General features: G+C 43.6%; 28 protein-coding genes. 6 read left to right on the top strand and 22 right to left on the bottom strand.

Going from position 1 to position 25,758, the window contains the following annotated elements; translation table 11 throughout:
• Nucleotides 1-22: 22 nt before the first annotated feature.
• The 3 genes from DESACI_RS21900 to ftsE form a co-directional block, all read right to left on the bottom strand.
• Nucleotides 23-1,168, bottom strand: coding sequence for a murein hydrolase activator EnvC family protein (locus tag DESACI_RS21900; RefSeq protein WP_014829412.1), 1,146 nt, complete (start codon nucleotides 1,166-1,168; stop codon nucleotides 23-25).
• Nucleotides 1,169-1,251: 83 nt separating this feature from the next.
• Nucleotides 1,252-2,142, bottom strand: a complete 891-nt coding sequence (gene ftsX / locus DESACI_RS21905) for a permease-like cell division protein FtsX (protein ID WP_014829413.1) — start codon at nucleotides 2,140-2,142, stop codon at nucleotides 1,252-1,254.
• Entirely contained in the window at nucleotides 2,132-2,818 is a 687-nt protein-coding gene (ftsE, locus tag DESACI_RS21910) for a cell division ATP-binding protein FtsE (RefSeq protein ID WP_014829414.1), read from the bottom strand. The genes ftsX and ftsE overlap by 11 nt, the downstream gene beginning before the upstream one ends.
• A gap of 372 nt (nucleotides 2,819-3,190) precedes the next feature.
• On the opposite strand from ftsE, the gene DESACI_RS21915 reads away from it, so the two are divergent.
• From DESACI_RS21915 to DESACI_RS21925, 3 genes are read left to right on the top strand one after another with little or no spacing between them, the layout of a single operon-like run.
• Nucleotides 3,191-3,565 (top strand): GntR family transcriptional regulator, encoded by a 375-nt coding sequence (locus tag DESACI_RS21915; protein ID WP_014829415.1) that lies wholly within the window; start codon nucleotides 3,191-3,193, stop codon nucleotides 3,563-3,565.
• Between the two features lie 54 nt (nucleotides 3,566-3,619).
• Nucleotides 3,620-4,495 carry an ABC transporter ATP-binding protein gene (locus tag DESACI_RS21920; RefSeq protein ID WP_014829416.1) on the top strand — a complete coding sequence of 292 codons (876 nt, stop codon included), beginning with the start codon at nucleotides 3,620-3,622 and terminating at the stop codon, nucleotides 4,493-4,495.
• Nucleotides 4,489-5,187, top strand: coding sequence for an ABC-2 transporter permease (locus DESACI_RS21925; protein WP_014829417.1), 699 nt, complete (start codon nucleotides 4,489-4,491; stop codon nucleotides 5,185-5,187). Before DESACI_RS21920 ends, DESACI_RS21925 begins: the two co-directional genes overlap by 7 nt.
• Nucleotides 5,188-5,337: 150 nt before the next feature.
• On the opposite strand, the gene DESACI_RS21930 is transcribed toward DESACI_RS21925, so the two are convergent.
• The 6 genes from DESACI_RS21930 to DESACI_RS21955 all read right to left on the bottom strand — a co-directional run bounded on the left by DESACI_RS21930 (nucleotide 5,338) and on the right by DESACI_RS21955 (nucleotide 11,957).
• Entirely contained in the window at nucleotides 5,338-6,276 is a 939-nt protein-coding gene (locus tag DESACI_RS21930) for a transketolase family protein (RefSeq protein WP_014829418.1), read from the bottom strand.
• Nucleotides 6,266-7,099, bottom strand: coding sequence for a transketolase (locus DESACI_RS21935; protein WP_014829419.1), 834 nt, complete (start codon nucleotides 7,097-7,099; stop codon nucleotides 6,266-6,268). The genes DESACI_RS21930 and DESACI_RS21935 overlap by 11 nt, the downstream gene beginning before the upstream one ends.
• Nucleotides 7,100-7,174: 75 nt before the next feature.
• Nucleotides 7,175-8,282, bottom strand: a protein-coding gene (prfB, locus tag DESACI_RS21940; RefSeq protein ID WP_179943923.1) for a peptide chain release factor 2 whose coding sequence is annotated in 2 segments (ribosomal slippage) — nucleotides 7,175-8,212 and nucleotides 8,214-8,282 — 1,107 coding nt in all. Because the reading frame shifts where the segments join, the coding sequence is not laid out codon by codon here.
• Nucleotides 8,283-8,352: 70 nt separating this feature from the next.
• Nucleotides 8,353-10,854, bottom strand: a complete 2,502-nt coding sequence (gene secA, locus DESACI_RS21945; RefSeq protein WP_014829420.1) for a preprotein translocase subunit SecA — start codon at nucleotides 10,852-10,854, stop codon at nucleotides 8,353-8,355.
• A 223-nt stretch (nucleotides 10,855-11,077) separates the two neighbouring features.
• Entirely contained in the window at nucleotides 11,078-11,602 is a 525-nt protein-coding gene (gene hpf, locus DESACI_RS21950; RefSeq protein ID WP_014829421.1) for a ribosome hibernation-promoting factor, HPF/YfiA family, read from the bottom strand.
• A 157-nt stretch (nucleotides 11,603-11,759) separates the two neighbouring features.
• On the bottom strand, nucleotides 11,760-11,957 hold the full coding sequence (locus tag DESACI_RS21955) for a cold shock domain-containing protein (protein WP_014829422.1): 198 nt from the start codon (nucleotides 11,955-11,957) through the stop codon (nucleotides 11,760-11,762).
• 194 nt (nucleotides 11,958-12,151) lie between these two features.
• Here DESACI_RS21955 and DESACI_RS24370 point away from each other — a divergent pair, with 194 nt between their 5' ends.
• Both DESACI_RS24370 and DESACI_RS25860 read left to right on the top strand, forming a co-directional pair.
• Nucleotides 12,152-12,424 (top strand): hypothetical protein, encoded by a 273-nt coding sequence (locus DESACI_RS24370; protein WP_148271360.1) that lies wholly within the window; start codon nucleotides 12,152-12,154, stop codon nucleotides 12,422-12,424.
• 71 nt (nucleotides 12,425-12,495) lie between these two features.
• Nucleotides 12,496-12,747, top strand: a complete 252-nt coding sequence (locus DESACI_RS25860) for a cation efflux transmembrane domain-containing protein (RefSeq protein ID WP_427846758.1) — start codon at nucleotides 12,496-12,498, stop codon at nucleotides 12,745-12,747.
• Nucleotides 12,748-13,081: 334 nt separating this feature from the next.
• On the opposite strand, the gene DESACI_RS21965 is transcribed toward DESACI_RS25860, so the two are convergent.
• The 8 genes from DESACI_RS21965 to fabZ form a co-directional block, all read right to left on the bottom strand.
• On the bottom strand, nucleotides 13,082-13,801 hold the full coding sequence (locus tag DESACI_RS21965) for an amino acid ABC transporter ATP-binding protein (protein WP_014829423.1): 720 nt from the start codon (nucleotides 13,799-13,801) through the stop codon (nucleotides 13,082-13,084).
• The gene (locus DESACI_RS21970; protein ID WP_014829424.1) at nucleotides 13,788-14,465 is read right to left on the bottom strand and encodes an amino acid ABC transporter permease; all 678 of its coding nucleotides are present in this window, start codon (nucleotides 14,463-14,465) and stop codon (nucleotides 13,788-13,790) included. Before DESACI_RS21970 ends, DESACI_RS21965 begins: the two co-directional genes overlap by 14 nt.
• A gap of 338 nt (nucleotides 14,466-14,803) precedes the next feature.
• Nucleotides 14,804-15,613 carry a basic amino acid ABC transporter substrate-binding protein gene (locus tag DESACI_RS21975; RefSeq protein ID WP_014829425.1) on the bottom strand — a complete coding sequence of 270 codons (810 nt, stop codon included), beginning with the start codon at nucleotides 15,611-15,613 and terminating at the stop codon, nucleotides 14,804-14,806.
• A 597-nt stretch (nucleotides 15,614-16,210) separates the two neighbouring features.
• On the bottom strand, nucleotides 16,211-16,513 hold the full coding sequence (locus DESACI_RS21980; RefSeq protein ID WP_014829426.1) for a zinc-ribbon domain containing protein: 303 nt from the start codon (nucleotides 16,511-16,513) through the stop codon (nucleotides 16,211-16,213).
• Nucleotides 16,514-16,577: 64 nt separating this feature from the next.
• The gene (locus tag DESACI_RS21985) at nucleotides 16,578-17,318 is read right to left on the bottom strand and encodes a ComF family protein (RefSeq protein ID WP_014829427.1); all 741 of its coding nucleotides are present in this window, start codon (nucleotides 17,316-17,318) and stop codon (nucleotides 16,578-16,580) included.
• 10 nt (nucleotides 17,319-17,328) lie between these two features.
• Nucleotides 17,329-19,053 carry a DEAD/DEAH box helicase family protein gene (locus DESACI_RS21990; RefSeq protein ID WP_242833106.1) on the bottom strand — a complete coding sequence of 575 codons (1,725 nt, stop codon included), beginning with the start codon at nucleotides 19,051-19,053 and terminating at the stop codon, nucleotides 17,329-17,331.
• 31 nt (nucleotides 19,054-19,084) lie between these two features.
• Nucleotides 19,085-19,450: a hypothetical protein gene (locus tag DESACI_RS21995; protein ID WP_014829429.1), complete on the bottom strand. Its 366-nt coding sequence runs from the start codon at nucleotides 19,448-19,450 to the stop codon at nucleotides 19,085-19,087.
• Between the two features lie 219 nt (nucleotides 19,451-19,669).
• Nucleotides 19,670-20,107, bottom strand: a complete 438-nt coding sequence (gene fabZ, locus DESACI_RS22000; protein ID WP_014829430.1) for a 3-hydroxyacyl-ACP dehydratase FabZ — start codon at nucleotides 20,105-20,107, stop codon at nucleotides 19,670-19,672.
• A gap of 159 nt (nucleotides 20,108-20,266) precedes the next feature.
• Here fabZ and DESACI_RS22005 point away from each other — a divergent pair, with 159 nt between their 5' ends.
• A complete protein-coding gene (locus DESACI_RS22005) occupies nucleotides 20,267-21,370 on the top strand; it encodes a glycosyltransferase family 4 protein (RefSeq protein WP_014829431.1) in 1,104 nt (367 codons plus the stop codon).
• Nucleotides 21,371-21,398: 28 nt separating this feature from the next.
• Here the strand turns inward: DESACI_RS22005 and DESACI_RS22010 are convergent, their stop codons facing one another.
• From DESACI_RS22010 to spoIID, 5 genes are all read right to left on the bottom strand, one after another.
• On the bottom strand, nucleotides 21,399-22,115 hold the full coding sequence (locus DESACI_RS22010; RefSeq protein WP_014829432.1) for a WecB/TagA/CpsF family glycosyltransferase: 717 nt from the start codon (nucleotides 22,113-22,115) through the stop codon (nucleotides 21,399-21,401).
• A gap of 121 nt (nucleotides 22,116-22,236) precedes the next feature.
• Nucleotides 22,237-23,217: a rod shape-determining protein MreB gene (mreB, locus tag DESACI_RS22015; RefSeq protein WP_014829433.1), complete on the bottom strand. Its 981-nt coding sequence runs from the start codon at nucleotides 23,215-23,217 to the stop codon at nucleotides 22,237-22,239.
• Between the two features lie 190 nt (nucleotides 23,218-23,407).
• Nucleotides 23,408-23,656, bottom strand: coding sequence for a sporulation transcriptional regulator SpoIIID (spoIIID, locus tag DESACI_RS22020; RefSeq protein WP_014829434.1), 249 nt, complete (start codon nucleotides 23,654-23,656; stop codon nucleotides 23,408-23,410).
• Between the two features lie 132 nt (nucleotides 23,657-23,788).
• The gene (locus DESACI_RS22025) at nucleotides 23,789-24,505 is read right to left on the bottom strand and encodes a M23 family metallopeptidase (RefSeq protein ID WP_014829435.1); all 717 of its coding nucleotides are present in this window, start codon (nucleotides 24,503-24,505) and stop codon (nucleotides 23,789-23,791) included.
• Between the two features lie 156 nt (nucleotides 24,506-24,661).
• Nucleotides 24,662-25,600, bottom strand: a complete 939-nt coding sequence (gene spoIID / locus DESACI_RS22030) for a stage II sporulation protein D (protein WP_014829436.1) — start codon at nucleotides 25,598-25,600, stop codon at nucleotides 24,662-24,664.
• Nucleotides 25,601-25,758 lie beyond the last annotated feature (158 nt).

A 25,758-nucleotide genomic window follows, 5' to 3' on the forward strand; every position in this document is an offset into this window, starting at 1 on the left:
TTGCAGAAATACTGCTTATCCATTAGTTGGGGAAAAATTGCAATGGATCTGTCGGGTTGCCATCGACCCTAACCTCAAAATGCAAATGCGGGCCCGTGCTCCATCCAGTGGAACCGACATAGCCGATAACTTGGTTTGCTTCTACGGATTGTCCTTCGGTAACATTCAATTTTGACTGATGCCCATAAAGAGAAGAAATCCCATGACCGTGATCGATAATAACCATGTTGCCGTAGGCAACATTCCAACCGGCCATAATAACAACGCCACTTCCTGCAGCGTGAATCTCGGTCCCCATAGGAGCCATTATATCCGTTCCGGTATGTAAACTTTGCTTGTGGGTGATTGGATGAGTTCTCCACCCATAAGGATCACTAATCTCATAATGCCCCGGTAAGGGCCAGGTTGAAATGGTTCCATTCCCATTGTTTCGTCCGGCTTGAGCAGCCTGCAATTTGCGAATCTTATCATTTAAAGCATTGGCTTCTGTTTGTAAGCGTTCGACCTCATCATAAGAAGCTTGAACGGCTTTCTGATTTTGCTCCAAAGCCGTTTGCTGCTGAGCCTTTTTCGCATCCAGGTCTGTTTTGGCTTTTGCTGCCTGAGCCTGAAGTTGAGCGGCTTGATTCCTCTTCACTGTTAGTTCCTGAGTTTTTTGAGCGATTTTTTCCTTTTGCTCTTGGATATCTGTCAATAACTTTTGGTCATTCGTAATTAATTTATTGAAATACTCCATCCTCGTGATAAAATCACTCAGGTTTGCAGATTGAAAGAGTAATTCGAAATAGCTGATCTGCCCGTTTTCGTAAATTCCCCGAGCCCTTTTTCCAAGGGCAGTACGGCGGTCGGCCAGTTCTTGCTGTTTTTGATCCAGTTCTTTTTGCGCAGCTTGAACCTGAGTTTGGGTTTGGTTAAAAGCACGCTGCTTTTCGGCTAAAAGTGACTGGGCAGCAGAAATTTGGGTTTCTAACTGAGCCAGCTGAGCCTTCAATTTATCGGAGGTATAGGTCAATTGATGCAGTTTGTTCTGCGCTTGATTCTTTTGACTGGAGATCGATTGCTGCTCATGCACTGCGTCATAAAGCTCACTCGCCTGAGAGGGCGCCTTAGAGGCTATAAGCAAAGCAAGACTCAGTGCCGTAATTAAGACCACTTTTTTCTTGAACATCTACTCCCCCCTAAGACACAAATCTCAAACGTGCCAAGGAACACGTTTTGCCACGTGTCCTCAGCACAATACACGTTCAATGTTTAGGAACGCAGGAATTTTTGCAAAGACACAGCGCTGCCCACAGCCCCCATAGCCATACCCGCCAGTAAAAGGCCGCCTGTCACTTGGTGAAACAGGAGGGGATTGCGAACGACAGGCAAGAACGTAAGAGCCGATTGAATATACATGGTCATCCAGTTATAGCCCATTCCGACAATCAAGGCCGCCAGAGCACCACCAAGCAGACCTAGAGTTAATCCTTCAATGAGAAACGGCCAGCGGACAAAACTATTACTTGCCCCCACTAACTTCATAATTTGAATTTCCCGCCGTTTGGAAAAAACATTCATTTTAACATTAATTGAAATAAGCACAACGGAAGCCGCGGAAAAGGCAGCTACCACACCGAGGCCAATCCATCTCAGCCATTTGGTGAATTCCAGAAGTTTATCCACATAGCCCTGTCCATAGCGCACTGTATCAATTTCCGGCAATGCTTGTATAGCATCTGCCAACGTCTTTACATCTTGAGGATTTGTAGCTTTTACCGTCAATTTATCCGGGAATGGATTTGTTCCTCCCAAATCTGTTACAAGATTGCTCTGGGATCCGCCTATGGTCTTTCCGAAATCTGATAAGGCCTGATCCTTTGTAACAAGAGTCACAGAAGCAACCCCTGTCATCCCTTGAATTTGACCCTGCAGGGTTTGGACTTGGTCCGCTGTCGCATCATCTTTAACAAAGGCAGCAATTTCAAGTTGAGATTCAAAAGATTGGGCCATATTGGCTGCATTTGCTAAAAAGAAGACCGAAAAGCCCAAAATAACCAGCGATACCATAACCGTTAGAACGGAAGCAATGCTTAACCAAGGGTTGCGCTTCATCGAATGACCCGTTTCACGCAGAATATAACTGGGAAAATTAAACGTCATAGCCGTAGCCCCCCATTTCCTCATCCCGCGCAACTCGGCCATTTTCAATGGCAATGACTCGTTTTTGCATTTTATTAACAATTGCCCGAGCATGAGTGGCCATAACGATGGTGGTTCCTCTTTTGTTAATGTTAAAGAGCAAATCCATAATTCCCCATGCCGTCTCCGGGTCAAGGTTTCCCGTCGGTTCGTCCGCAACTAATAAGGCGGGATTGTTAATTATGGCCCGAGCAACACAAACACGCTGCTGCTCTCCGCCGGATAATTCATTGGGAAAGGCTTTTTCCTTACCCGCAAGTCCGACAAGTTCCAACATGTTCCTTGTGCGGTTACGAACCTCTCTTTTTGAGACACCGATCACTTCAAGAGCAAAGGCTACATTTTCATGAACCGTTTTATTGGGCAGTAACTTAAAATCCTGAAAGATTACCCCTATGCTGCGCCGCAGATAGGGAACTTCTCGTTCTCTCATCCGAACTAAATTTTTACCGTTGATTTGAACCTGTCCCCGAGTCGGAGTTTCATCCCGGTAGAGTAATTTTATCAGAGTCGATTTACCCGCTCCGCTTGGGCCTACCAGAAAGACAAACTCCCCTTTGCCAATATTAAGATTGACATCTACGAGGGCCCTGGCACCATTCGGATAAATCTTGGATACATTTTTTAACTGAATCATACAGTCCTCCTTGATTTTCGCGAGCCACGCCCTTTTTCTATAACCCTTATTAATTCGACATCTCTCGCAATTTTCCTGTTTGCAAATTTAGTCAATGATAGGTTTTACATAATCTTGACATCTTCGCTTATACTGTATATACTGTTTATATACAGTATAAGCAACACCATTGTTTACACTATCAGACCCTCATGCCGCCAAGCGGCACCTTCAAAGAAAGAACGTATAACTTTCAGTTGAATACTCCATGAAGAGTTAATACGCCCTAGGACAGTGCCTGCAAGGATTCTAATTCGTGAAAAGACCGTGTTCGTGGACGCAGCTAAGTTTTCTTTAGCTCATTAATACTCAAAAGGAAGTGACCGTCTTGCAATGAACATCATTATTTCAAATTCTTCTTCAGAACCCATCTATCAGCAAATTGTCATGCAACTAAAGCATCTGATTCTCACCGGAAAACTTTCCGAAGCCGAAGCACTGCCTTCTATCCGCTCCTTAGCAAAAGAATTGCAAATCAGCGTGATTACTACTAAGAGAGCTTATGAAGACCTGGAAAGAGAAGGCTATATAGAAACGGTCGCCGGAAAAGGTTCGTTTGTTGCCGCTCAGAATCAAGAATTATTACGCGAACAACGCCTGCGTGTCGTAGAGGAAAAGGTTGCTGAAGCTATCAATGCTGCTAAAATCGCAGGTTTATCTCGAAACGAGCTTCTCGATATGTTTAAGCTGCTCTATGAGGATAGCTGATCACCAAGGCCTATGCTCCCTCGCCAAACTAAAAATTATTAAGGAGGAAAAGCCATGAATTCAACGGAAGATATCCTTTCCGTTCAAAATTTGACGAAAAGTTTTAAAGATTTTTCCTTACAATCTGTCAGTTTTAACCTGCCCCGCGGGTATGTAATGGGATTTATCGGGCCCAATGGTTCCGGTAAAACCACCACCCTGAAATTAATTATGAATTTGCTTCATAAGGACAGCGGTGAGATAAAAGTTTTCGGGCTTGATCACCAAAAACATGCTCTTGAACTTAAAGAACGCCTTGGCTTCGTTTTCGATGAAAACCATTTTTATGATGACCTAACTATCCAAGACATGAGTCGTATCGTTGCATCGTTTTATAAGAATTGGCAGCCAAAAACCTTTGCCGGATATTTAAAAGACTTCAACCTCAATCCTAAGCAAAAGATAAAACAACTTTCCAAAGGAATGAAGATGAAATTTTCCCTGGCCGTTGCCCTTTCTCATCAAGCAGAGCTCTTAATCATGGATGAGCCGACTGCGGGCCTTGATCCTCTGGTTCGTTATGAGCTTTTAGAAATACTGACAAACCTGATTCAAGATGAGCGGAAATCGGTTTTCTTTTCCACCCATTTGACTTCCGACCTGGATAAGATTGCTGATTATGTGACGTTTCTTCACAAGGGCAGGGTTGTTTTAAGTTCTCCTAAAGATGATATCTTAGATAACTATGGAGTAATAAAAGGAGCACGGGAATTGCTGACCAACGAATTGAAAGGCTTATTCATTGGCCTCAAAACGAATCCATATGGGTTTGAAGGGCTTGTTCGAGACAAAAGGAGCTTACCACAAAGTTTTAAAGAACAGGTAGTCTTGGAAAAACCAACCTTAGAAGATGTTATGCTCTATACGGTAAGGGGGGTATCCGCATGCTGAACGTCCTATATTTAGTAAAAAAGGACCTTCTTATTTTAAAACGCTATTTATGGGTGGCAGTTTTCTATGGCTTTTTTGCTCTTTTTGCATTTAACTACCTTCAAGAAGGAGCCCTGAGCGCCGCTTTAGTTGGAGTATCCTATACTCTGATTTCCCAAGCCTGCGCTCAAGACGATAAAAACAGATCGGAAATCATGATGCTTTCCCTGCCGCTCTTGCGAAGGGACATAGTTTTAGCTAAATATCTCTCAATCTTTCTTTACGCGATCATTGGCCTGTTCTCTTATCTTTTGGCGCAAACACTCGTGTCAGTTACAGGAATGCCCATCAACGCAGCAAAAATAACCCTTCCTGGGATTTTAGGGGCCTTTTCCGCGCTAATCATTCTTGTTTCCATTTATTTTCCGCTATACTTTAAATTAGGATATCTACGCTCCAGAATGATTGGTATGTTGGTATTCCTTGCCTGTTTCTTTTTGATCCCCTTTGTATATGGACTAATTACTCACTCCCCCGGTACAGGGCATAGTTTACTGCTGCAAACTTTATCAACAGCCTTGCATAGATTAGCCGGCTGGTTACAATCTCAAGCGAATTGGCAAATTGCCATTTATCTCGGAGCTTTAAATCTTTTCTTGCTCAGCTTGTCAGCCGGAACTTCTCTGAAGTTTTATGCTCGGAGAGAATTTTGAGCAGGCAGGGGCCCTGCCTCCACAGAAGAGATAAAGTATTTCCTACTAAAAACAAGAAACCTTAGATGAGAATATACCCCTAGAAAAATACCGGGCGTAACAAAACACTAAGTTTTATTACGCCCTTTTTGTTTATCTTTATAAGCCGGATTACTTTTTGGACAGCACTTCGCGAACGGCTTTAACGAGGTCTTCTTTCGTTAGACCATATTTTTCAAGAAGTTCATAAGGACGTCCGGATTCGCCAAAGGTATCCTTAAGCCCAACACGTACCATGGGTGTCGGCAGCTTTTCTCCCAGTATTTCCGCAACGGCGCTGCCCAAGCCCCCGATAATATTGTGTTCTTCGGCGGTGACGACGGCTCTTGTCTCCTTGGCAACCCGCAGGATGGTTTCTTCATCAATAGGTTTTACTGAAGAAACATTAACTACGCTGACGTTAATTCCTTCTGCTGCCAGCAGCTCGGCAGCTTCCAGGGCGCAGGCCACCATTAAGCCATTAGCCATAATAGCAGCATCGCTTCCCTCTTTAAGAACCTTAGCCTTGCCAATTTCAAAATGGTAGTTTTCATCAAAAATCACAGGCACTTCTAATCTTCCCATCCGGATATAAACGGGACCCTTGTAATCAGCAGCTGCTAAGACCATCTGGCGGGTTTCTTCTCCGTCAGCAGGGACCAAAACCGTCATATTAGGGAGGGCCCGCATGATAGCGACATCTTCTATGGCCTGATGAGAACCGCCGTCTTCTCCGACGGAAATTCCTGCATGGGTTGCCGCAATCTTCACATTTAATTTTGGATAGGCAATGGAATTGCGAATTTGCTCAAAGGCCCGCCCGGTTGCAAAAATGGCAAAACTGCTTGCAAAGGGGATTTTTCCGCCAACTGCCAGCCCAGCCGCAGTTCCTAAGAGGTTCGCTTCAGCTATACCCATATTAAAGAAACGTTCAGGATAATTCTTGCCAAATTCGGCTGTTTTCGTCGACTTTGATAAATCAGCATCTAAAACAACTACATTAGGGTTTTCCTTCCCTAACGTCAGAAGAGCTTTGCCATAAGCATCTCGCGTTGCAACTTTATTCGCCAAGGGATAAACCCTCCTCTCGTAATTCTTTGAGGGCCTGTTCAGCTTGCTCAGCATTCGGTGCATTGCCATGCCAACCGGCTTGATCTTCCATAAAGGAAACACCCTTGCCTTTCACAGTTTTGGCAATGAGAATCGTTGGTTTTCCTTTAACTTGTTTGGCTTCGGCAAAGGCCTTTTGCAGGGCCTCAATATCATGGCCGTCAACTTCAATGACATTCCAGCAAAAAGCACGCCACTTATCGGTTAGTGGTGCGGTTGACATGACACTATCCGTCGTTCCGTCAATCTGCAAACCGTTAAAGTCTAAAATGGCCGTAAGATTATCCAGCTTATAATGTGCAGCAGCCATTGCTGCTTCCCAAATCTGTCCTTCAGCCATTTCTCCGTCACCAAGCAGCGCATAAACATGATAGTCTTTCTTCTCAAGCTTTCCTGCTAAAGCGATGCCATTGGCTACGGAAAGACCCTGCCCTAAGGAACCTGAGGACATATCGACTCCGGGAGTCTTTTTCATATCCGGATGTCCCTGCAGCATACGCCCCGTTTGGCGCAGCCCTTGAAGTTCCTCCTTGGGGAAATACCCTTTTTCAGCAAGCGCTGCATAGAGAACCGGTGCCGCATGACCTTTGGATAAAACAAAACGGTCTCGATCGGCCCAATTGGGTTCTTGTGGATTTATTCTCATTTCTTGGAAATAGAGAGTTGCCACAATATCGGCTGCCGATAGGCTTCCCCCGGGATGGCCTGATTTTGCAGGTACCAGCATAGAAATAATGTCTTGACGAATGAGATTCGCTTTCCGTTTTAATTCAACAGTGGTCAAGTGATTCCCTCCTTTAGATCTCACCCAGGTATGGTGGTCAAACATTCGCTCAATAAACACGGTTCATTGGTCAATCTAATGAACCGTTTTGGTTTTCTGCAGATAGGCGGCAATAAATGAATCGATTTCCCCATCCATCACAGAGGACACGTTTCCCGTTTCAACATTCGTTCGGTGGTCCTTTACCATACTGTAGGGATGAAAGACATAAGAACGAATCTGACTGCCCCAAGCAATCTCTTGTTGTTCACCCCGCAGTTCCGAAATCTCATTTTCTTGTTCTTTACGTTTTAATTCTAATAATTTTGCCTGCAAAACCCGCATGGCCGAAGCTCGATTTTGAATCTGGGACCTCTCGCTCTGACATTGGACCACAATGCCCGTGGGAATATGAGTAATTCGTATGGCTGAATCCGTCTTGTTAACGTGTTGCCCTCCGGCCCCACCGGATCGGTAGGTATCTACCTTCAAGTCTTCCGGATCTATTGCTATTTCCTGATTATCCTCGGCTACTTCCGGAATAACATCGACGGAAGCAAAGGAAGTATGCCGGCGGCCGGACGCATCAAAAGGAGAAATTCTCACCAGCCTGTGGACGCCTTTTTCCGACTTTGCATATCCATAGGCATTTTCGCCGCTAAAGGACAAGGTTGCACTCTTAATGCCTGCTTCCTCGCCTGGCAAGAAATCCAACGTTTCGACTTTATATCCGTGTCGCTCCCCCCACCGGGTATACATCCGGCAAAGCATTTGCACCCAATCTTGCGCTTCAGTGCCCCCCGCGCCGGCATGGAGAGTAACAATGGCATTGTTCCTGTCATAGGGTCCTGATAAAAGAAGTTCCAGTTCCAGGGCGTCGAATTTATCTAACAGCGCTTTAATTCCTTGTTCGACTTCCGGCTCAAGAGTCACATCATCTTCTTCCACCGCTAACTGCCAAAGTGTTTCCGTTTCTTCTAAGTCCTTTTTTAATTCCTCATAGAGTTTTACCTTTCCCTGGTGAAACGCTAAGTCTCGCATAATCTTTTGAGCTAGATCCGGATCATCCCATAAATCCGGGCGATGAAATTCTATCTCCAGAGCACTGATCTTATCGATTCTCTGAGTAACGTCAAAGAGAAACCCTCAAATCTGCCAGGCGCACATTTAAAGTTTCAAGATCCTTTTTCCAATCAGAAAGCACTGCCAATTCACCCTTCCAAATCTGATAATGGTTTAATTAAAACGTCTCTGTGGCTTCTTGGGTTCCGAAATTACTTTTTTTCTGCCCCGCAGCACTTCTTATATTTTTTCCCGCTTCCACAAGGGCAGAGGTCATTCCTGCCAATCTGATCCCCTGTATGGACCGGTGCGCTTGGTTCTCCTTCATAGCGGTTTTCCGTGACATTGCGCGGCTGCTCTGGAGCCTCTTCTCGAACTTGTGGGGTTACTCTCAGAACATAGCGAATAATGTCGTCTTGAATAGAATCGATCATAGCCTGGAACATCTCAAATCCTTCTCGACGGAATTCAACCAAGGGATCCTTTTGACCATAGGCCCGCAGACCAATCCCTTCACGCAGCATATCCATAGCATCGAGGTGATCCATCCATTTGCTGTCCACGACTTGCAGCATAACGGCACGCTCGATTTCACGCATTAGATCTGCGCCGAACTCATCTTCGCGCTTTTGATAAAGTTCTGTGGCTTTATCCAGCAGGAGTTCTTCGATTTCTTCGCCGGAGAGATCAGCCAGTGTTTCGGGGTCCAAATGGTTTCCCGGCAGATAAAAGTTCTCAACATAGTCGGCTAAACTCGCTAAATCCCATTCCTCAGGAAAAGGACTGTCCCCGCTAAACATAGCAATACTGTTTTTAACGGCTTTCTCCAGCATATCCGTTATGTTATCCTTAAGGTTTTCACCCATTAAAACAGCTCGCCGCTGCCCATATATGACCTCACGCTGCTGGTTCATGACATCATCATAATCAAGTACATGTTTCCGTATATCAAAGTTGCGGTTTTCGACGCGGCGCTGAGCAGACTCTATGGATCGGGAAATCATACGGGAAGCAATGGGTACGGAATCGTCCATCCCCAATTTGTCCATAATGCCCATAATGTTTTCCGCGCCAAACATCCGCATCAAATCATCTTCTAAGGAAATAAAAAACTGAGTCGAACCGGGGTCCCCCTGACGTCCTGCCCGACCTCGCAATTGATTATCGATCCGGCGGGATTCATGTCTCTCTGTACCAATGATATGCAGTCCGCCGAGTTCGGCAACGCCCTCACCAAGAATAATATCCGTTCCGCGGCCGGCCATATTCGTAGCAATGGTCACCATTCCAAGCTGCCCTGCTTGAGAAACAATCTGGGCTTCTTTTTCATGATATTTGGCATTCAGAACCTGGTGTGGGATTCCCCGCCTCTCCAGCATAGCACTGAGATGTTCGGATTTCTCTACCGAAACGGTTCCGACCAGAAGGGGCTGACCCTTTGAATGACGTTCAATGATGTCTTCTACTACGGCAAGAAACTTACCTTTTTCCGTGCGATAGATGACATCAGGCTCGTCCTTTCTGATAGCTGGCTTATTAGTAGGTATTTCTACCACATCGAGTTTGTATATTTTACGAAACTCCGGTTCTTCGGTCATGGCTGTTCCCGTCATACCGGCTAGCTTCTTGAACATCCTAAAGTAATTTTGGAAAGTGATGGTGGCTAATGTTTGGGATTCTTTTTCTACTTTCACGCCTTCTTTGGCCTCAATCGCTTGATGAAGCCCTTCACTATAACGACGGCCAAACATCAACCGTCCGGTAAATTCATCAACAATAATAACTTCCCCGTCTTTAACCACATAATCGCGATCGCGTTTGAAAAGAGTATGGGCTTTTAAAGCCTGGTTAACATGATGTGCCAACTCTGTATGGATATCTTCATAGAGATTTTCTACGCCCAACATACTCTCTACTCGGCTTACCCCTTGTTCTGTCAGCGTAACAACATGCTCTTTTTCAATAACCTTGTAATCCTCTTCCGGCTTCAAACGGGGGATAACCATAGCCACTCTGAAATAGAGTTCTGTCGGCTTGTCCGCCTCACCGGAAATGATTAAGGGGGTTCTGGCTTCGTCAATCAGGATTGAGTCAACCTCGTCAACAATGGCATAATTTAAATCCCGCTGCACAAGACCATCCGGACGTGTAACCATATTATCCCGCAGGTAGTCAAAACCGAACTCATTGTTAGTCCCATAGGTTATATCCGCACCATAGCTGCTGCGCCGCTCCTCATAATTCAAACCATGAACAACAAGACCGACTGTTAAACCCAGAAAACGATGGATTTGACCCATCCACTCGCTGTCACGCCGGGCTAAGTAATCGTTAACTGTTACCACATGGACTCCCAGCCCTGTCAAGGCATTCAGATAGGACGGCAGGGTTGCAACAAGGGTTTTTCCTTCCCCAGTACGCATCTCTGCAATACGGCCATCATGAAGAACCATTCCTCCAATAAGCTGTACGTCATAGTGTCTTTGACCGATAACCCTCCGGCTCGCCTCACGTACAACCGCAAAAGCTTCCGGCAGTATGTTATCCAAACTTTCCCCTTTATCTAGGCGTTCTTTAAACTCAGTCGTCTTTCCTCGCAGTTCATCATCACTTAACGCCTCGATTTGCGGTTCAAGGCTATTAATTACATCAACGCGTTTCTGATACTTCCTGATTTCCCGCGCATTATCATCAAACAAATTTAAAAGCCCCATGATATCCACCCTTCTTCAATCTTGCTTGTGTCTTCATAATTTTAACATTCCAGAGAACCCACTGCAACTGAAGCGGGCGATTTGTCAATGGGATAATTTTACTTCACATTAAAAGGCCCGCTCAGCGGGCCTGCGCTTGGTAATTAACCTTATCACTTCATAAAAACTTTACGATGTTTCTCTTTGAACGTATGCTGATTTTACTTGAGGTCTCGATAAACTCCTAAAATTGGGGCTGAAGCAGACCATAGTCTCCACTGTTTCGCAGATAAACTACGTTCATCTCTTGAGTTTCAGAATTGGTAAATACGAAGAATGTGTGTCCGATCAGATTCATTTGCATAATAGCCTCTTCAACAGACATTGGCTTCACTGGGAATTTCTTTTGTCTTACAACTTCCTCCCGCGGCTCTTCGGTGGCTGTAGCAGGTTGCTCATGATCCTTCATAACTTTGGAACGCATACGTTTATTAATTCGCGTTCGGTATTTATCAATTTGACGTTCCAACTTTTCTACAACCATATCGATTGACGAATACATATCCTCTGTTTCTTCTTCGCCGCGTAAAATTATCCCATGGATCGGTGCTGTTACCTCAACACGATGACGATCTCTCTCGACAAGCAAGGTAACTTGAACATCCATAAACTCGTCAGAAAATTTTTCAAGCTTTCCAACCCGTTTTGTGACATATTCTTTCAATGCGTCTGTTAGTTCAATATGTTTACCACGAATAATGATATTCATATTTCAACCCCCTTATAGCTGATCTATATGTAACATTCCCGATTTCTCCGAAAAATCCTGCTGATTTACAACTTTATTAAAGATATTTTTGTTTTAACCTAAAGAGAGAATCGTTTTAAATAAAACGATTCCTTCTCTAAACAGGTTAAAACCTCTCTTATCGAACCATTACGTTCGAGGCCTGTTCCCCCCGAGGGCCATGGACAATATCAAACTCCACATTTTGACCTTCTTCGAGAGTACGAAAGCCTTCCCCAACAACAGATTGAAAATGGACAAAAACATCCTGACCATTCTCTTGTTCGATAAAACCGTAACCTTTCTGCTTGTTAAACCACTTGACTTTACCTAACACAAAAAATACACCCTCCTTGATTATTATGGCTCTTTTTGGGGCCATGATACACTTACCTTTAGGAGGATACCCAAGTTTGGGGGAGTCTAAACGTCCGGGAACTTGTGGGACTTGTATGACACATCGTTCTGTCTTACGACGCAGAGCAAACTAACGTTCAAGCTCCTGGCTTTGGGGAGCGGGGTGCCCGCCATATGCGCCAGCAGGGTACTATGCCATCCTTGGCGTACCCTGCACTAGGCACATCCTGTGCCGTCGTCCCTGGCGCAATGGCGGCAGCGCACGTCCGAAGGCCATGGATGGCCGAGTGTCCCCGGAGCCATGGATGGCGAGAGGGGACCTATGCGCAGCCCCGTATCTGGGGTCAGTCGCTTTCACGAAGTTTGCTGGGCTGCTTACGTAAAAGACGTCACGCTGTTGTCATACTGCGTCCCAATCTTGGGTCCGGGGAACGAGGGGGGACGTAGATTGGGTGACGGCACATTTCATGTGCACACGTCTATTTTGGGAGTAGGGGCCTTCGCAGCCATAAAAAAACATCAATGTAAGAAGCGCTGTCTTCCACATGCTCAGCGATGCAGCAGCATCAGGTGGGGTTATTATCGGGGGCATTATAATAATCTTTACTAAATGGTATATCATTGACCCTATTCTTAGTATTTTGATTGCTCTGTTAATCGCAGTTGGAGCATGGAGAATTATTAAGCAAACAGTAAATTTTTCATTTAATGGAAGGGACTCCCTCTGGAATCGAAATAGAGGGAATGCAGAATCTACTCAGAGCTATTGAACAAAATTGGCTCATCTTGGTATAGGACACGTTACAATTAAACCAGAAGATAAGACTAACCCTTGTGATAGGGCAGTTTTTTGCGGAAATGATTATGCTCAGTGTCATAAACATTAGAGGCCAGTCCCAAAGACAAATACTTCTTTAGCTTTAGGCTCTGCTAATGTAATTTATTCATATTAAAAGAACCGCCAACAAGCGGTTCTTTTGCACTACAAATTTTCAGTACCATTGCATTATTCTTCTGCATAAAAATATTTAATACATATCTTTACGTTTTTAAGCCTCTGAACGGAGCGCCTCGGGTATATGCCTAAACACGCATAAAATCATTTTATAGGATTTTACTTAAAAATGACTGGGTTCTTGGATTTTTAGGATTTGAGAATACCTCGTTAGGTTCTCCCTCTTCCATAATAATCCCCTCGTCCATGAAAATGACTCGATCTCCAACTTCACGGGCAAAACCCATCTCATGGGTTACGGCCACCATGGTCATGCCTTCACGAGCCAGGTCTTTCATAACTGCGAGCACTTCTCCCACCATTTCCGGGTCTAAGGCTGATGTTGTCTCGTCAAAGAGCATGACTTTCGGTCTCATGGCTAAAGCCCTGGCGATGGCAACCCGTTGCTGCTGTCCGCCTGAGAGACGGTCCGGATATTCATTGGCTTTATCGGAAAGTCCAACTTTAGCCAGAAGCTCCATGGCAATTTTTTCTGCCTCAGCTTTATCCATATTTCGTACAATTACAGGGGCCAAGGTAATATTTTGGATCGCTGTCATATGGGGAAACAAGTTAAATCGCTGAAAGACCATTCCTACTTCACGGCGAATTGCATTGACATTTACCTCGGAATTCAGCGGTATGCCATCGATAATGATTTCCCCTTTTGTAGGTTCCTCTAACTTATTAAGGCAGCGCAAAAAGGTGCTCTTCCCGGAACCGCTTGGCCCGATGACTACGACAACCTCTTTTTCGCGAATGTGACAGTCTATTCCTTTAAGGACTTCCAGCTTCCCATAGGATTTATGCAGGTTCTTAACGTAAATCATTCTTGCCTAACCTCCTCTCCATATACGCAACCCATTGAGAAATTAACTGAGTCATCACAAGATAGTACAATGCAGCTGCTATATACATGGGGATCGGTTGGAACGTACGTCCTGCAATAATCTTTGAACTATAAAAAAGTTCTTCAATCGCAATAATTGATAATAAGGACGAATCTTTCAATAAGGCAATGAACTCATTTCCTAAAGGTGGGATGACACGTTTGAATGCTTGCGGAAGGATAACATGACGCATGGACTGAGAGTGGGTCATACCTAAAGAACGTGCAGCCTCGGTTTGTCCCCGGTCAATGGATTGAATTCCGGCCCTAAAAATCTCCGCAATATATGCCCCTGAATTAAGCCCCATGGCGACAATACCCGCTATATATTGATAGTTGTCAGGGAGTTCCTGCCAGTGGAGAAGTTTAGGAATTAAAAAATAAACTAAAAAGATTTGGACCAACAAAGGGGTCCCTCGAAAGAAATCTATGTAAGCGATGGCAGCCCCTCGCAGAATTTTCGCACTAGACAACCGTCCCAAAGCCATAATTAATCCAATGACAACCCCGATGGCAACGGCCCCGGCTGTTAATTCCAGTGTGAGCAGAGCTGCACGATTTAACACAGGGATGCTCTCAATCGCCGCATTCCAGTTCAATCCCACGAAAAATCCTCCTTAATTTTATTTTAATATAGTGAGCGCAAATCAGATAACTGATAGTTTTTTATGATTTCCGCAATCGCTGTCTAAAATTATACCTATTAGCTTAAATTTATACAAGCAAAAATAGGCACTTATACAATGAATACAATTTACACAATTTATACAATTTATACTGGTTAAATAGGGTTTTAAAGAAAGGTTACTTTCAATTCAAAAGAGAAGGCACTTAATATACCTTCTCCTTTGTGAACACTTAATTTTCGAAGATGTCCTTTAGGTAAAGTTTCTTCTTGAATTATCAAGAATCAAATCCACAATTTAATTAAACTTAATAAAATCTAGAATTTCGGAGCATCTTTCTTAAACCATTTTTTATAGATCTCATTGTAAGTACCATTATCCATCAGCTTCTTCAAGGAAGCATTGACTTTGTCAGCTAATTCTTTATCTCCCAGTTTCATAGCAATTCCATAATACTCTGGGTCAACATTGGCCGGAACTGATTCAATTTGAGCCGTTGGATTTTGGGCTTGGAACCAGAGAACAACCGGTGAATCTGCAACAACAGCGTCTACCCCGCCATTGAGCAAGTCATTAAGAGCATCCGGAGTCGTATCATATTTCTTAGGGGTAATTCCTTTTGCTTCACAATCAAATTGGCCAGTTGTATTGAGCTGAACCCCTACTCTTTTCCCTTTTAGATCTTCAAGAGTTTTAAAGTTGGATCCTTTTTTCATAGCAATATACTGCATAGATTTAAAGTACTTGTCACTAAAGGTTACGCTCTTCGCGCGATCAGGGGTAATTGTCATTGCAGAAATGACGGCATTGTACTTGCCTGCTTGCAGAGCTGTGATCAAACCATCAAAGTTACATGTTTCAATGTTAACTTTATATCCGATATCTTTCCCAATAGCTTGAATAAGTTCCATATCAAATCCCGTTGGTTTTTGTTTGTCATCCATAAATTCAAACGGTGCATAGGTAATATCAGAACCGACTTTCAGAACCTTCTCAGCCGCGGGTGCAGGAGCTGAAGTTGACGAAGATGTTGCTGAAGATGTACTTGTGCTGCCACATCCTGCAAGAGCAAATAAACTTAGACTAAGTAATCCTGCCAAAATCACACGAAACTTTGGTTTAAACATTTTAGTTCCTCCCTTTTTAACGTACTGTCCTTGAATAAATATCCTAAGCTAGGTAATCATCCAGGCAGCTTATCCTTGTGGTTACAATTATACATATACATGCATATTTATTCAATACCTATTTTTTTCCTTTCTCAGATCATTTTATTATGTTTTCTGTCCCCTAATGTATATAATTAATAAAATTTTTCCAACTAATCTATAACATTTCTATAACTCTCGAGTTACACCTATTGTTGTCCCATAGTTAATGAAATGTATTTTCAAACTATATTACAATTTAACATATTTTGATAATAATATATTAAGCCCTTCACTACACTTCTAAATGTCGGGAAATTGCATCTGGAACTTACGGAAATAATTCAGAATTATAAGATATACCTTAAAGTTACACACAACCAACTGTGGATAATGTGGATAAGTGTCAAAAAGGCACTTTTTCTCATGAGAAACTTGTGGGTAACTTTGTCGATTCGTTAAAAATCTTATCCGACCGAAATTGCGCACATTCTGCCAGCTAAAATAAGAAAAAGCATTGGGCGACATGGTCAACCAATGCTTGTAATCTCTTAATTAATTACTAAAGGCTTTAAATTAATATTGTTCGCGAGCAGGACGATGATGTTGATAGCACTCGCGGCAATATACCGGGCGATCGGATGTCGGTTGGAAAGGTACTTGTGTTTCCACTCCGCAATCCGCACAAACTACAGTAAACATTTCACGTGATCTGCCCTCTTGTGCATTACGGCTTGCTTTACGAGCGTTACGGCATTCGCGGCAACGTTGTGGTTCATTTTCGAACCCTTTTTCAGCGTAGAATTCTTGTTCTCCGGCGGTAAAAATGAAAGTTGCTCCGCAGTCCTTACATACTAGTTCTTTGTCTTCAAAGGCCATGAAAGATATTCCCCTTACGTAAAAAAATGTAACAGGCTCTGCCCATCCATCTGTTATTATAACTCTAAACAAACTCGGGCACAAGTATTTTTTCTATCCCGGCCGCTAGACATAAGCCATAGACCGTGCTTACACCGCCTTCAAGCAGAACTTCTGCAACTGCATCAAGCGTTGTTCCCGTAGTTGTGACATCATCGACTAACCACACGCTGCGCCCCTGAAAACGCTCCGGTTCCTGTAACACAAAAGCATCCTTGACATTGATCAGCCGTTCTTGACGGGAGAGAGAAACTTGAGGCGGAGTCGGTTTAATCCTGGTCACCCCTTGAAAAATTGGCAGCCCCAGTTCCCAATGTAATTGTGATACGATGACCTCGGCCTGATTAAATCCCCGCTCTGCTAAACGCGCCGGATGCATCGGGACGGCTAAAATCCCGTCTGCAGGTGGGAGCCAATGAATAGCCCAGTCTGCAAACGGTGGACCAATTTTGGCGATACGCATAGGGTTTGCTCCAAATTTTGCATCTAATATCAATTCTTTGAGATAACCACTATAATGACCCCAAGCAATCACCCGTTTAAGGTGCTTGGGACCTCTTCCTTCTTGGCAGTCCAAACAAAGTGTCTTTTCCCTGGCAATCAATTTACCGCATCTCAAGCATCGTCCTAATTCCGGATGCAGATGGTCTCGGGTACAGCTTTCACAAATTGGAGCACCATTCCCTCCACAGAGTACACATCCGGTTTCCTCCGAGTACCATATGGCTTGAATAAGTTTTAATCCTTGTTCGAAAAACCTTTTCATAAAGTCTCCCTTACGTCCTTAAGTCAATTAGCCCTTGTTTGAGTGCTAATCGATTTTGATCCTTTATCCATTGAATAGCTGTTTTCATAGCAGTTGAATTCGAACAAGACATAAAAACAATAGTTCCACTCGGATTTTCTCGAGTTCTTCCCACTCGCCCAGCCATTTGGACCAAGGCCCGTTCGTCAAATATAGGGTGCTCGGCTCCCAGGACCACTACTTGTATTCCCTCAAGAGTTATACCTCGTTCTAAAATAGTCGTACTAACAAAAAGATCAAACTTGCCTTGTCTTAGGTCACTGATTTTATCAAAACGTTCCTTGTCTGAACTATAGCTCCCCTCAATCTTCCAATCAGGGAAATATCGGCGAAAACAATTGACCCAGGGCTGGATCCAAGATATTTTCGGTACAAAAACTAAGATTCGGCCGGCCTGACGTATCGATTCAAATCTTGCTTTATTTAGAGATAGCAGATTACTTTTAGGATCGAATGGATTGCGATACTTCTCGACAACAGGAATTGGCAACGGATAACGGTGATGGCGCGCCGGAAGTCGAATTAGCAACATATTCCCCCGGCGAACTTCTTTTAACGCCTCTAACGAGGGAGTGGCGGTTAAGTAAATTAATTTACCTTTAGGACGTAAGGCGTGAGTCAACCCCCATTCCAAAGCCTCACTTCCCTGGTAAGGGAAAGCATCCATTTCATCAAGGAAAATTACGTCAAAAGCTTGCCAAAATCTCAAAACTTGATGAGTCGTTGCTAAGACCAAATTTCCCCTTTGGTATCTAATAGGAACAGACCCGGTTAAGACTTGAATCGGAACCCCGGGAAAATCTCGTTTTAACCTCGGGGCTACGTCATGAATGACATCTTGACGGGGCGCCGCAAATAGAACCGATTTTCCTTCTTCTAGAGCCCGGGCCGCAGAGGGGAAACACACTTCAGTTTTTCCGCTGCCGCATGCCGCCCAAAGAAGGGCTTTGGGCTGTGCAGAATTATTGAGGAAAGCCAAGACTTGTCCGCTGGCTAGATTCTGAGCTTCAGTTAAGGGCCAATGTGGATAAAAATTTACGTTTTCCTGACCCTTGAGAAGTGGTCGGTGATCTCTGTAAAAGGCTTCAAGAGATGTGCTGGGACCTAAAGTCTTACAGCTGAGACAAGTTCCCGCTCTGCCATAATAACTGGGCCATTCTTTAATATTCCTTTCCCCGCAACGTTGGCATTGCCATCCTTTTCCTTGCGGCACAACAGCCGGAACCCACTCGGCCATATTCCTTTCGACGTTTAGATGGGCAAATGCTAAAATAATCTCCGCTTCACACCTTAGCTCACGAGCTAAGATCTTTAGTTCTCCCCAAGAAAGCTGTCTGCCCAGAACAAGTTCATCAAAGGCCTGGAACATAAGCTCCCTGCCATCTATTGACGAGGCCAATTGACAGTCTGAAGTTACAAAGTCCTCTTGACTTGAAAGTTTTGGGACATTCCATTCTTGACCATTGAGTAATCTGCACAACTCCGATTTTACTCTGTCACACTGCCTTTCCTTTAAACCGGAACCCCAAAACCTTCCTTTTTTCCTCTTGTTGGTCCAATCTTGGGCATTTTGAATTAACCCTAATGGCAAGGGTCTTTTCAGACAGCAAATTCCGGGAGGTAACCTGTCCTTCTCTCCAGCGGGGAAGTAACCGACGTCACCATTTTTATTTAACGTCAGAAAAAAGTACATCATAACCTCACATATCCAACTCTAAGTATAGTCGTTATTCGCTATATCTTTGTTGCCCGACGGATATTTCAATATCCGAGAACCTGCGCTGAAGACAAGTTAAGTATTTCTTTCGCGGTTCTTGGGCTATAGCTCGATCCACCTCGACCTCAATCCAAAAATGAACCTTATTTTTTTTACTTAGGTGAGGAAATCTCTTTTGCAGACAAGCTAAATCTTTCTCCAGTTCATCTTCTTTCAATTCCCTCCGGTCAAAAAGGATCCCCATCGAGTTAGCGCCAAGCTTATTTTTTTCAGCTCGAATAAACTCCTCTAGTTTTTGCGGAATTCTCCACTCCCAATGGGAATATAGACTCCATAACAAGATAATGAATATTACAATAAGCCCCCATCCAAGCATACTCTCACGCTCCCACTTACAACTTATGTATTAAGCAGGAGTTGCGTGAATATTCTTTAGGTTAGTTGCACTGATGCTAGATGGCGAGGACATGTCTTCACACGAATTAACTCTTCTTGCAGTAGACAACCAATGGTTATACTTTTCAGATAGTATAATAAAGAGCCAGGAGGCTGCTCTGCTGCTCCCGGCTCTGCTGACTTTATGCAGTTGTTCCCATCAAATAGCTGCATTCTTCTCGAGAAAAAATTTCAGAGTGCCTTCGACGGCCAATTCTTCCCCTACATAGGCTTTTCCCTTAGCAACGCCAAACGTTTTACGAAGTTTTAATACTTCAACTTCTAAACGCAATTGATCGCCAGGGATAACTTGCCTTCTGATTTTCACTTCATCCAAACCGGCAAATAACCCTAAGAACCCAGCGTATTCAGGCATTTTCAATATTGCAACTGCCCCAACTTGGGCTAAAGCTTCAATAATTAAAACCCCCGGCATAATTGGATGCCCCGGAAAATGTCCTTGAAAGAAAGGCTCATTAATTGTTACATTTTTTAGCCCTACAGCCCGTTTCCCTTCCTCTAATTCTACGATGCGATCAACCAATAAAAAGGGATACCTGTGCGGAATAATATCTTGGATCTCTTGACTTGAAAGCACTAAAACTCCTCCTTGAATCTTACCGGATGAAACACTTGCAGAAATGTACATGTTTATCATATGATGAGAATCAGATATTCTTCTTCATAAGATGAGAGTAATACCTTTGTCATACCTAGTATACCTAAGTTTCTAATTGAAGGGAAGATGAAACGTCCCATGAAAACCTTCAAAATTTTACATATGATCGGAGGGGGAGAAATTGGGGGAGCTGAACAACATGTTCTAACTCTCCTCCAAAATTTAGACCCATCACAATTTCGCCCCTCTTTAATCTGTCTAACTCAAGGTCCTTTCGCTGAGCTTGCTGAACCCATCATCCCGACTCAATCCTTCATCATGCGCAACCCTCTTGACCTCTCACTTCTTCCGAGTCTTATGCACTATCTTCGCCAACAGGGCATTGACCTTATCCACACTCACGGTTCACGGGCTAATTTTCTCGGGCGGATTAGCGCGAAATTACTCAAACTTCCTAATGTAACCACGGTGCACAGTTCACTTGCCCATGACTATCTATCCCCTTGGTCAGCACGCTTAGCAATTGGTCTTGACCGGCTGACTCTCCCCATGACTTCAAAAATAATTACTGTCTCCCACTATCTCTCTATGGAAGTCTCCTCTCGTGGGGGAAAGCACCTCACTACAATTTATAACGGGCAATCTCCCCTGCCTTTCATTGACTCTTCAGCTATGCGAGTTCAATTCCGTGAACAATGGGGCATCCCAAAGGATGCCTTCGTTCTGGGGACCATTGGCCGCCTGCATCCTACCAAAGGGCATGTATTTTTATGCCGCGCCGCCAGCCAGCTCGTTCAGAGATTTCCCAAACTTCATCTCCTGATTATCGGAGAAGGACCCCTGCGTTCGACCCTCGAGGCCGAACTTCAAAACACTTCACTGCCTTATACCTTTGCAGGCTTCCTCCCTCAAGCTTATCGAGCACTCCCGGCCATGGACATTTTTATGCTGCCTTCTATAAGTGAAGGTATGGGTTTGGTTCTTCTGGAAGCCATGCAAATGGGTGTTCCCATTGTAGCCAGCGAAATCGGAGGAATTCCCGAAGTTGTACGCTCTAAGAAAGAAGCCTTACTTGTCCCTCCCGGAAATGTTTCGGAACTTATTAATGCCTGCACTTTGCTGATTGAGAATCCTGAACTGGCAAAATCCCTTGTTTCGTCAGGGCAACGTCGTTGGCCCTTGTTTTCTGTTGAAGAGATGGTCAGAGCGACTGAAGAAATTTATAAATCCTTACTCTGTTGAGATATAGTAATAAAATTATAACTTGGGATCAAGATTTTAACCGCTGCCATAGAACCTTAAAAAGGAACCGGGGCAAAACCGTCTGACGCTTCCAGCGCCAGGGTTCTTTAAGCAAACGATAGAGCCACTCAATATGCAGGTCTTGGAATTGCTTTGGTGCGCGCCTAACGGTCCCTGCAAGGGCATCAAAACTCCCTCCTACACCAATGCCAACAAATGTTAGGCCCGGATGTTCTGCAAGCCAAAATTCTTGACGCGGAGCGCCTAAACCCACAAGTAAAACATCCGGCCGAAACTCACAAATTTCCTTTAATATTCCAGACTCTTCATGGGGCTGAAAATAACCATGACTTGTGTGGAAGACAATCCCCGGGTAATCTTCAGCAACTTGTTTAACGGCCTGTTCTGCAATCCCCGGTCTACCTCCGAGAAAATACATCCGCCATTTCTCAGCATTGGCGATTGGAAAGAGTGACTGTACCAAATCAATTCCTGTCACTCGTTCCTCTATTTGAGTTCCCAACTGCCGCGCCGCCCATACTACTCCAATTCCATCTGCTGTGATAATATCTGCAGAATTTATTACGTTCTTAAGCGCCCAGTTGTATTGAGAAGCGTAAATTATTTCAGGATTTGCAGTAACTACTCTAATCGGCCTTTGGGCAGAAACCGCGAGCTTAATTTTCTCGGCGGTCTCTGACATTGAATAGGTATCTACTGTGACCCCCAGAATATTTACTCTCACAAAAACTCTTCCTTTCGATTAAGAAAATCCAAGGCAAGACCTCATTCGAATAAAACTTAATTCGTAAAAGGCACTCACCTTGGACAATTATTTCTGATTATAAAACTTACTATTAACGGACTTAGAATCCATTTAATACTTTGCCAGTGCCTAAGGCAACACAGGACACCGGATCTTCCGCTAAACTTACCGGCAGTCCGGTCTCGCGGGAAATACGAGTATCAAAACCATAGATCAATGAGCCGCCGCCTGTCATAATAATACCTTTGTCAAGAATGTCTGAAGAAAGTTCGGGCGGAGTACGCTCCAACACTTCCTTAACACCGGAAACAATGGCATCAATTGATTCTTCTAAGGCCACAAAACATTCCTGTGAATTTACCTTTACGGTCTTTGGCAATCCGGTTATAAGATCTCGTCCGCGGACATCAATATCTGCTGAGGGTCTGCCCTCCGGTATTGCCGCTCCAACGGCAATTTTGATTTCCTCTGCAGTACGTTCTCCAATCATCAAATTATGCTCTCTTCGAATATATCGGCTGATAGCTTCATCAAATTTGTCACCGCCGACTCGAAGGCTGCGTTTGGCTACAATCCCATTGAGGGATAAAACAGCTATGTCCGTGGTTCCTCCGCCTATATCTACGACCATGCTGCCGGTAGGACCGGAAATGTCCAACCCGGCACCTAAAGCCGCTGCATAAGGTTCTTCAACAACTTTGACATCTTTAGCACCGGCCTGATATGCTGCTTGTTTCACAGCTCGCTGTTCTACTTCGGTAACTCCGGAAGGTATACAAACAACGACACGTGTTCGGAAGAAGGGCCATCGTTTTGCTCCGGCTTTTTCTAAAAAGTATTTTAACATGAGTTCAGTTGTCTGATAATCTGCGATTACCCCTTCGCGCATCGGCCTTACAGCAATAATATTACCTGGAGTCCGCCCTATCATGAGGCGGGCTTCTTCTCCCACGGCAATTCGTTTTGAGGTGCTGCGATCAATAGCGATAACAGAGGGTTCATGCAATACAATTCCTTTACCCTTGGCATATACCAAAACGCTTGCCGTTCCCAAATCTATCCCCAAGTCAATTCCAAACATTACTGGAAATACCCCTTTCGTTATCTATAGCTTGTCCATTTATAGCCTCAAATATAGCATCAAATAGCATAATCTCCCTTACGGGAGATATGCTAGCTTAATCACATAACAATTCGTGATAAAATCTCTAAATCCTTTATCTTTCTCAAATTTTTTACATATTCTCGTTAAACATAGTCCTATAATTTTCCTAATTTTCCTGATATTTTTTCCTCGTTGCTTCTCCTCCTCTAATATGGCGCTCTGCCTTATTCATTTCAAGAATGTGCTTGACTTCCATCGATAGTTTTTCGTTGACCAAAGGTAACCGTTCCGTCACGTCTTTATGTACAGTACTCTTTGATACACCAAAAACATCAGCAGTTTGCCTTACCGTCGCACTCGATTCCAAAATATAGGTTCCTATATCGAGTACCCGTTTACGTATATATTCTTGCACGCAGAGTCCTCCTTTCGTCCACATGTGTAGTACATTTATATGCATTCTCATTGAAAAAAGACATCCATAAATGGATGTCTTTTGATGGTAAATACTGTGTTCTTAATTAACATATTCCTTTTATACCTAATGTTATAAATTCCCCTCTTCTGATCCGGACTTCTCAACCTTATTTCCACACAAAACTTCATAGTGTAGCTGGGACTGATTATTTACCCCTTCTGCCCCTGGAGAAAATCCGACTTGACCGATCAGTCCCTGCATTTCTACAATCTGTCCTGCCTGGACCCTAAGGTTTTCCAAACCTCCATAGACTACTGTCCAACCTTGTCCGCAATCCAGCACTACCTTCTGTCCTAGAAGAAGATCAGAGCCGGCAAAAATCACCTTTCCCGGATGGGTTGCACGAATAACTGTCCCTTCAGGTTCTGCAAAATCTTCACCGGGATGAAATAAATAACTTTTAAAAACATCATTGTAATAGTTTTCGATACCCCTCAGGAGCCTTCCCCGAACTGGACTTGGAAAGTCTTTATTTGTTAATATCACAATATTTTCTGCTGAGTGCGTATTTAAATTTGCCGCTTTTTTTGATTCTGCTACGGTTTTAGGTTCTTTTATTGCTTTAAGTTGTACGTTTGTTTTCGAATCTTTAGTTAGCCTTTGTTGAACTTTCGTCTCTTTTTGCAGTGCTATTGATTGAATCTCTGAGTTTGTTTTTAATGACTCTTTTTCGGAGATAAATTTCAATGATGTATCAAAATAACCAAAACTTAAAATTCCTATCCCAATCATGATTGAACAAAGCCAAACCAAAATCCAGCTCAGGGATCCTCTCCAACGGATCATTAAACTCACCTCAAACCTATACTTGCCGAATCCTCTTTCTTTTAGTCGTTTCTAATCGCAATGGCTTTGAGTGAGCGGTTATCCCGTTGCTAAACGAATTAATAGTCAAAACTTGCATTTAAGGAACATGAATTGACTTAATATCGTTGTTATCTCTTAATTGATTTTAACTTGCATTATTTTTGTCCCAGGATAAAAATGATATAAAATTTCTTGCGAATTCATTTTTTGACGCGCTAAATCGTTTGCCCCCCATTGAGACATTCCCACAGCATGACCCTTGCCATATGCTGTGATGATCAGATAGTCCCCCTGTACAACACCTTCAATATCTGTGGAAGGTAATCCCAACAACCCTCTCAGTTGGGTCGCCTCATAAACTTTGCCTAAGAGTTTTACAGTCTTAGCCCTTCCTGCTGCCGTTCTGCTCACTATGCTAAAATCCCCTGAAAGAAGCGGGTGTGATAGATTTGTTATCCCCATTTTTTTAATTATATCTTCTCTGCTGAATTTTAGCGTTTCAACATATCGATCCGGATTCGTCTCACCTGAGCTGACGTTTTGCAAATACGACCGGGGAGACCCCCATACATCTTCGGATCGTTCTGTAGGCTTTCTCCCACTGCTGCTATGATAAAATGCATCAATATAATCTCCATTTGCCACCAGTACCAAACCACGAGTTTCCTGTACTGCCTTTTCCAATTTACTCCGATAACGAAAATAATTAAGCAAGCCCCATTTGTTTCTTAGTTCGCTGTTTGATAACCATGCCTGAGTTTTGACTGTGGTATCAACATCATACCCCTTATCTGCTGATCCTCGTTTACTGTACTGTTTAACGGCATAGGTCCTAGCGGCAATCGCTTGTGCTTTAAGCGCTTCAAGTTCAAATTCCGCGGGCATTTCTGCTGCCACAACACCCACCAGGTATCCTTCCAGCGGCATTGACGAAACCTTTCCGTCAGCCATGAGTACGCGAATTGATATATCCTTTGTGCTAATTTTGCCTTTTTGCCAGTGATCCAAGCTCCAGGGAATTATCAAAACTAATAATGACGAAAGAATAATCAACCAGAACAATTCCTTTTTCATCGTATCCCCCCACAAGTCCAAGCCTTTTTTTCAGTCTATGCCGGATCAATTTCGAATATGGCAAAAGTGACAAAAAGACACTTCTTTAATACAAAGATGGGGTGATAACAAACAATTACGTTTGTTATCACCCCATCTTTGAAAGTGCTTACTAAGGA

Source organism: Desulfosporosinus acidiphilus SJ4, assembly GCF_000255115.2.
Classification (GTDB): Bacteria; Bacillota; Desulfitobacteriia; order Desulfitobacteriales; family Desulfitobacteriaceae; genus Desulfosporosinus; species Desulfosporosinus acidiphilus.

Coding starts and splice junctions, on each gene's coding strand:
- DESACI_RS21900 (WP_014829412.1), bottom strand. CDS start 1,168: ATGTTCAAGAAAAAAGTGGTCTTAATTACGGCACTGAGTCTTGCTTTG.
- DESACI_RS22025 (WP_014829435.1), bottom strand. CDS start 24,505: ATGATCCGTTGGAGAGGATCCCTGAGCTGGATTTTGGTTTGGCTTTGT.
- DESACI_RS21975 (WP_014829425.1), bottom strand. CDS start 15,613: ATGTTTAAACCAAAGTTTCGTGTGATTTTGGCAGGATTACTTAGTCTA.
- DESACI_RS21920 (WP_014829416.1), top strand. CDS start 3,620: ATGAATTCAACGGAAGATATCCTTTCCGTTCAAAATTTGACGAAAAGT.
- ftsX (WP_014829413.1), bottom strand. CDS start 2,142: ATGACGTTTAATTTTCCCAGTTATATTCTGCGTGAAACGGGTCATTCG.
- DESACI_RS21965 (WP_014829423.1), bottom strand. CDS start 13,801: ATGATTTACGTTAAGAACCTGCATAAATCCTATGGGAAGCTGGAAGTC.
- DESACI_RS21985 (WP_014829427.1), bottom strand. CDS start 17,318: ATGAAAAGGTTTTTCGAACAAGGATTAAAACTTATTCAAGCCATATGG.
- secA (WP_014829420.1), bottom strand. CDS start 10,854: ATGGGGCTTTTAAATTTGTTTGATGATAATGCGCGGGAAATCAGGAAG.
- DESACI_RS22005 (WP_014829431.1), top strand. CDS start 20,267: ATGAAAACCTTCAAAATTTTACATATGATCGGAGGGGGAGAAATTGGG.
- DESACI_RS21995 (WP_014829429.1), bottom strand. CDS start 19,450: ATGCTTGGATGGGGGCTTATTGTAATATTCATTATCTTGTTATGGAGT.
- DESACI_RS21990 (WP_242833106.1), bottom strand. CDS start 19,053: ATGATGTACTTTTTTCTGACGTTAAATAAAAATGGTGACGTCGGTTAC.
- DESACI_RS21925 (WP_014829417.1), top strand. CDS start 4,489: ATGCTGAACGTCCTATATTTAGTAAAAAAGGACCTTCTTATTTTAAAA.
- hpf (WP_014829421.1), bottom strand. CDS start 11,602: ATGAATATCATTATTCGTGGTAAACATATTGAACTAACAGACGCATTG.
- DESACI_RS21980 (WP_014829426.1), bottom strand. CDS start 16,513: ATGGCCTTTGAAGACAAAGAACTAGTATGTAAGGACTGCGGAGCAACT.
- DESACI_RS21915 (WP_014829415.1), top strand. CDS start 3,191: ATGAACATCATTATTTCAAATTCTTCTTCAGAACCCATCTATCAGCAA.
- DESACI_RS24370 (WP_148271360.1), top strand. CDS start 12,152: ATGCGCCAGCAGGGTACTATGCCATCCTTGGCGTACCCTGCACTAGGC.
- spoIID (WP_014829436.1), bottom strand. CDS start 25,600: ATGAAAAAGGAATTGTTCTGGTTGATTATTCTTTCGTCATTATTAGTT.
- ftsE (WP_014829414.1), bottom strand. CDS start 2,818: ATGATTCAGTTAAAAAATGTATCCAAGATTTATCCGAATGGTGCCAGG.
- mreB (WP_014829433.1), bottom strand. CDS start 23,217: ATGTTTGGAATTGACTTGGGGATAGATTTGGGAACGGCAAGCGTTTTG.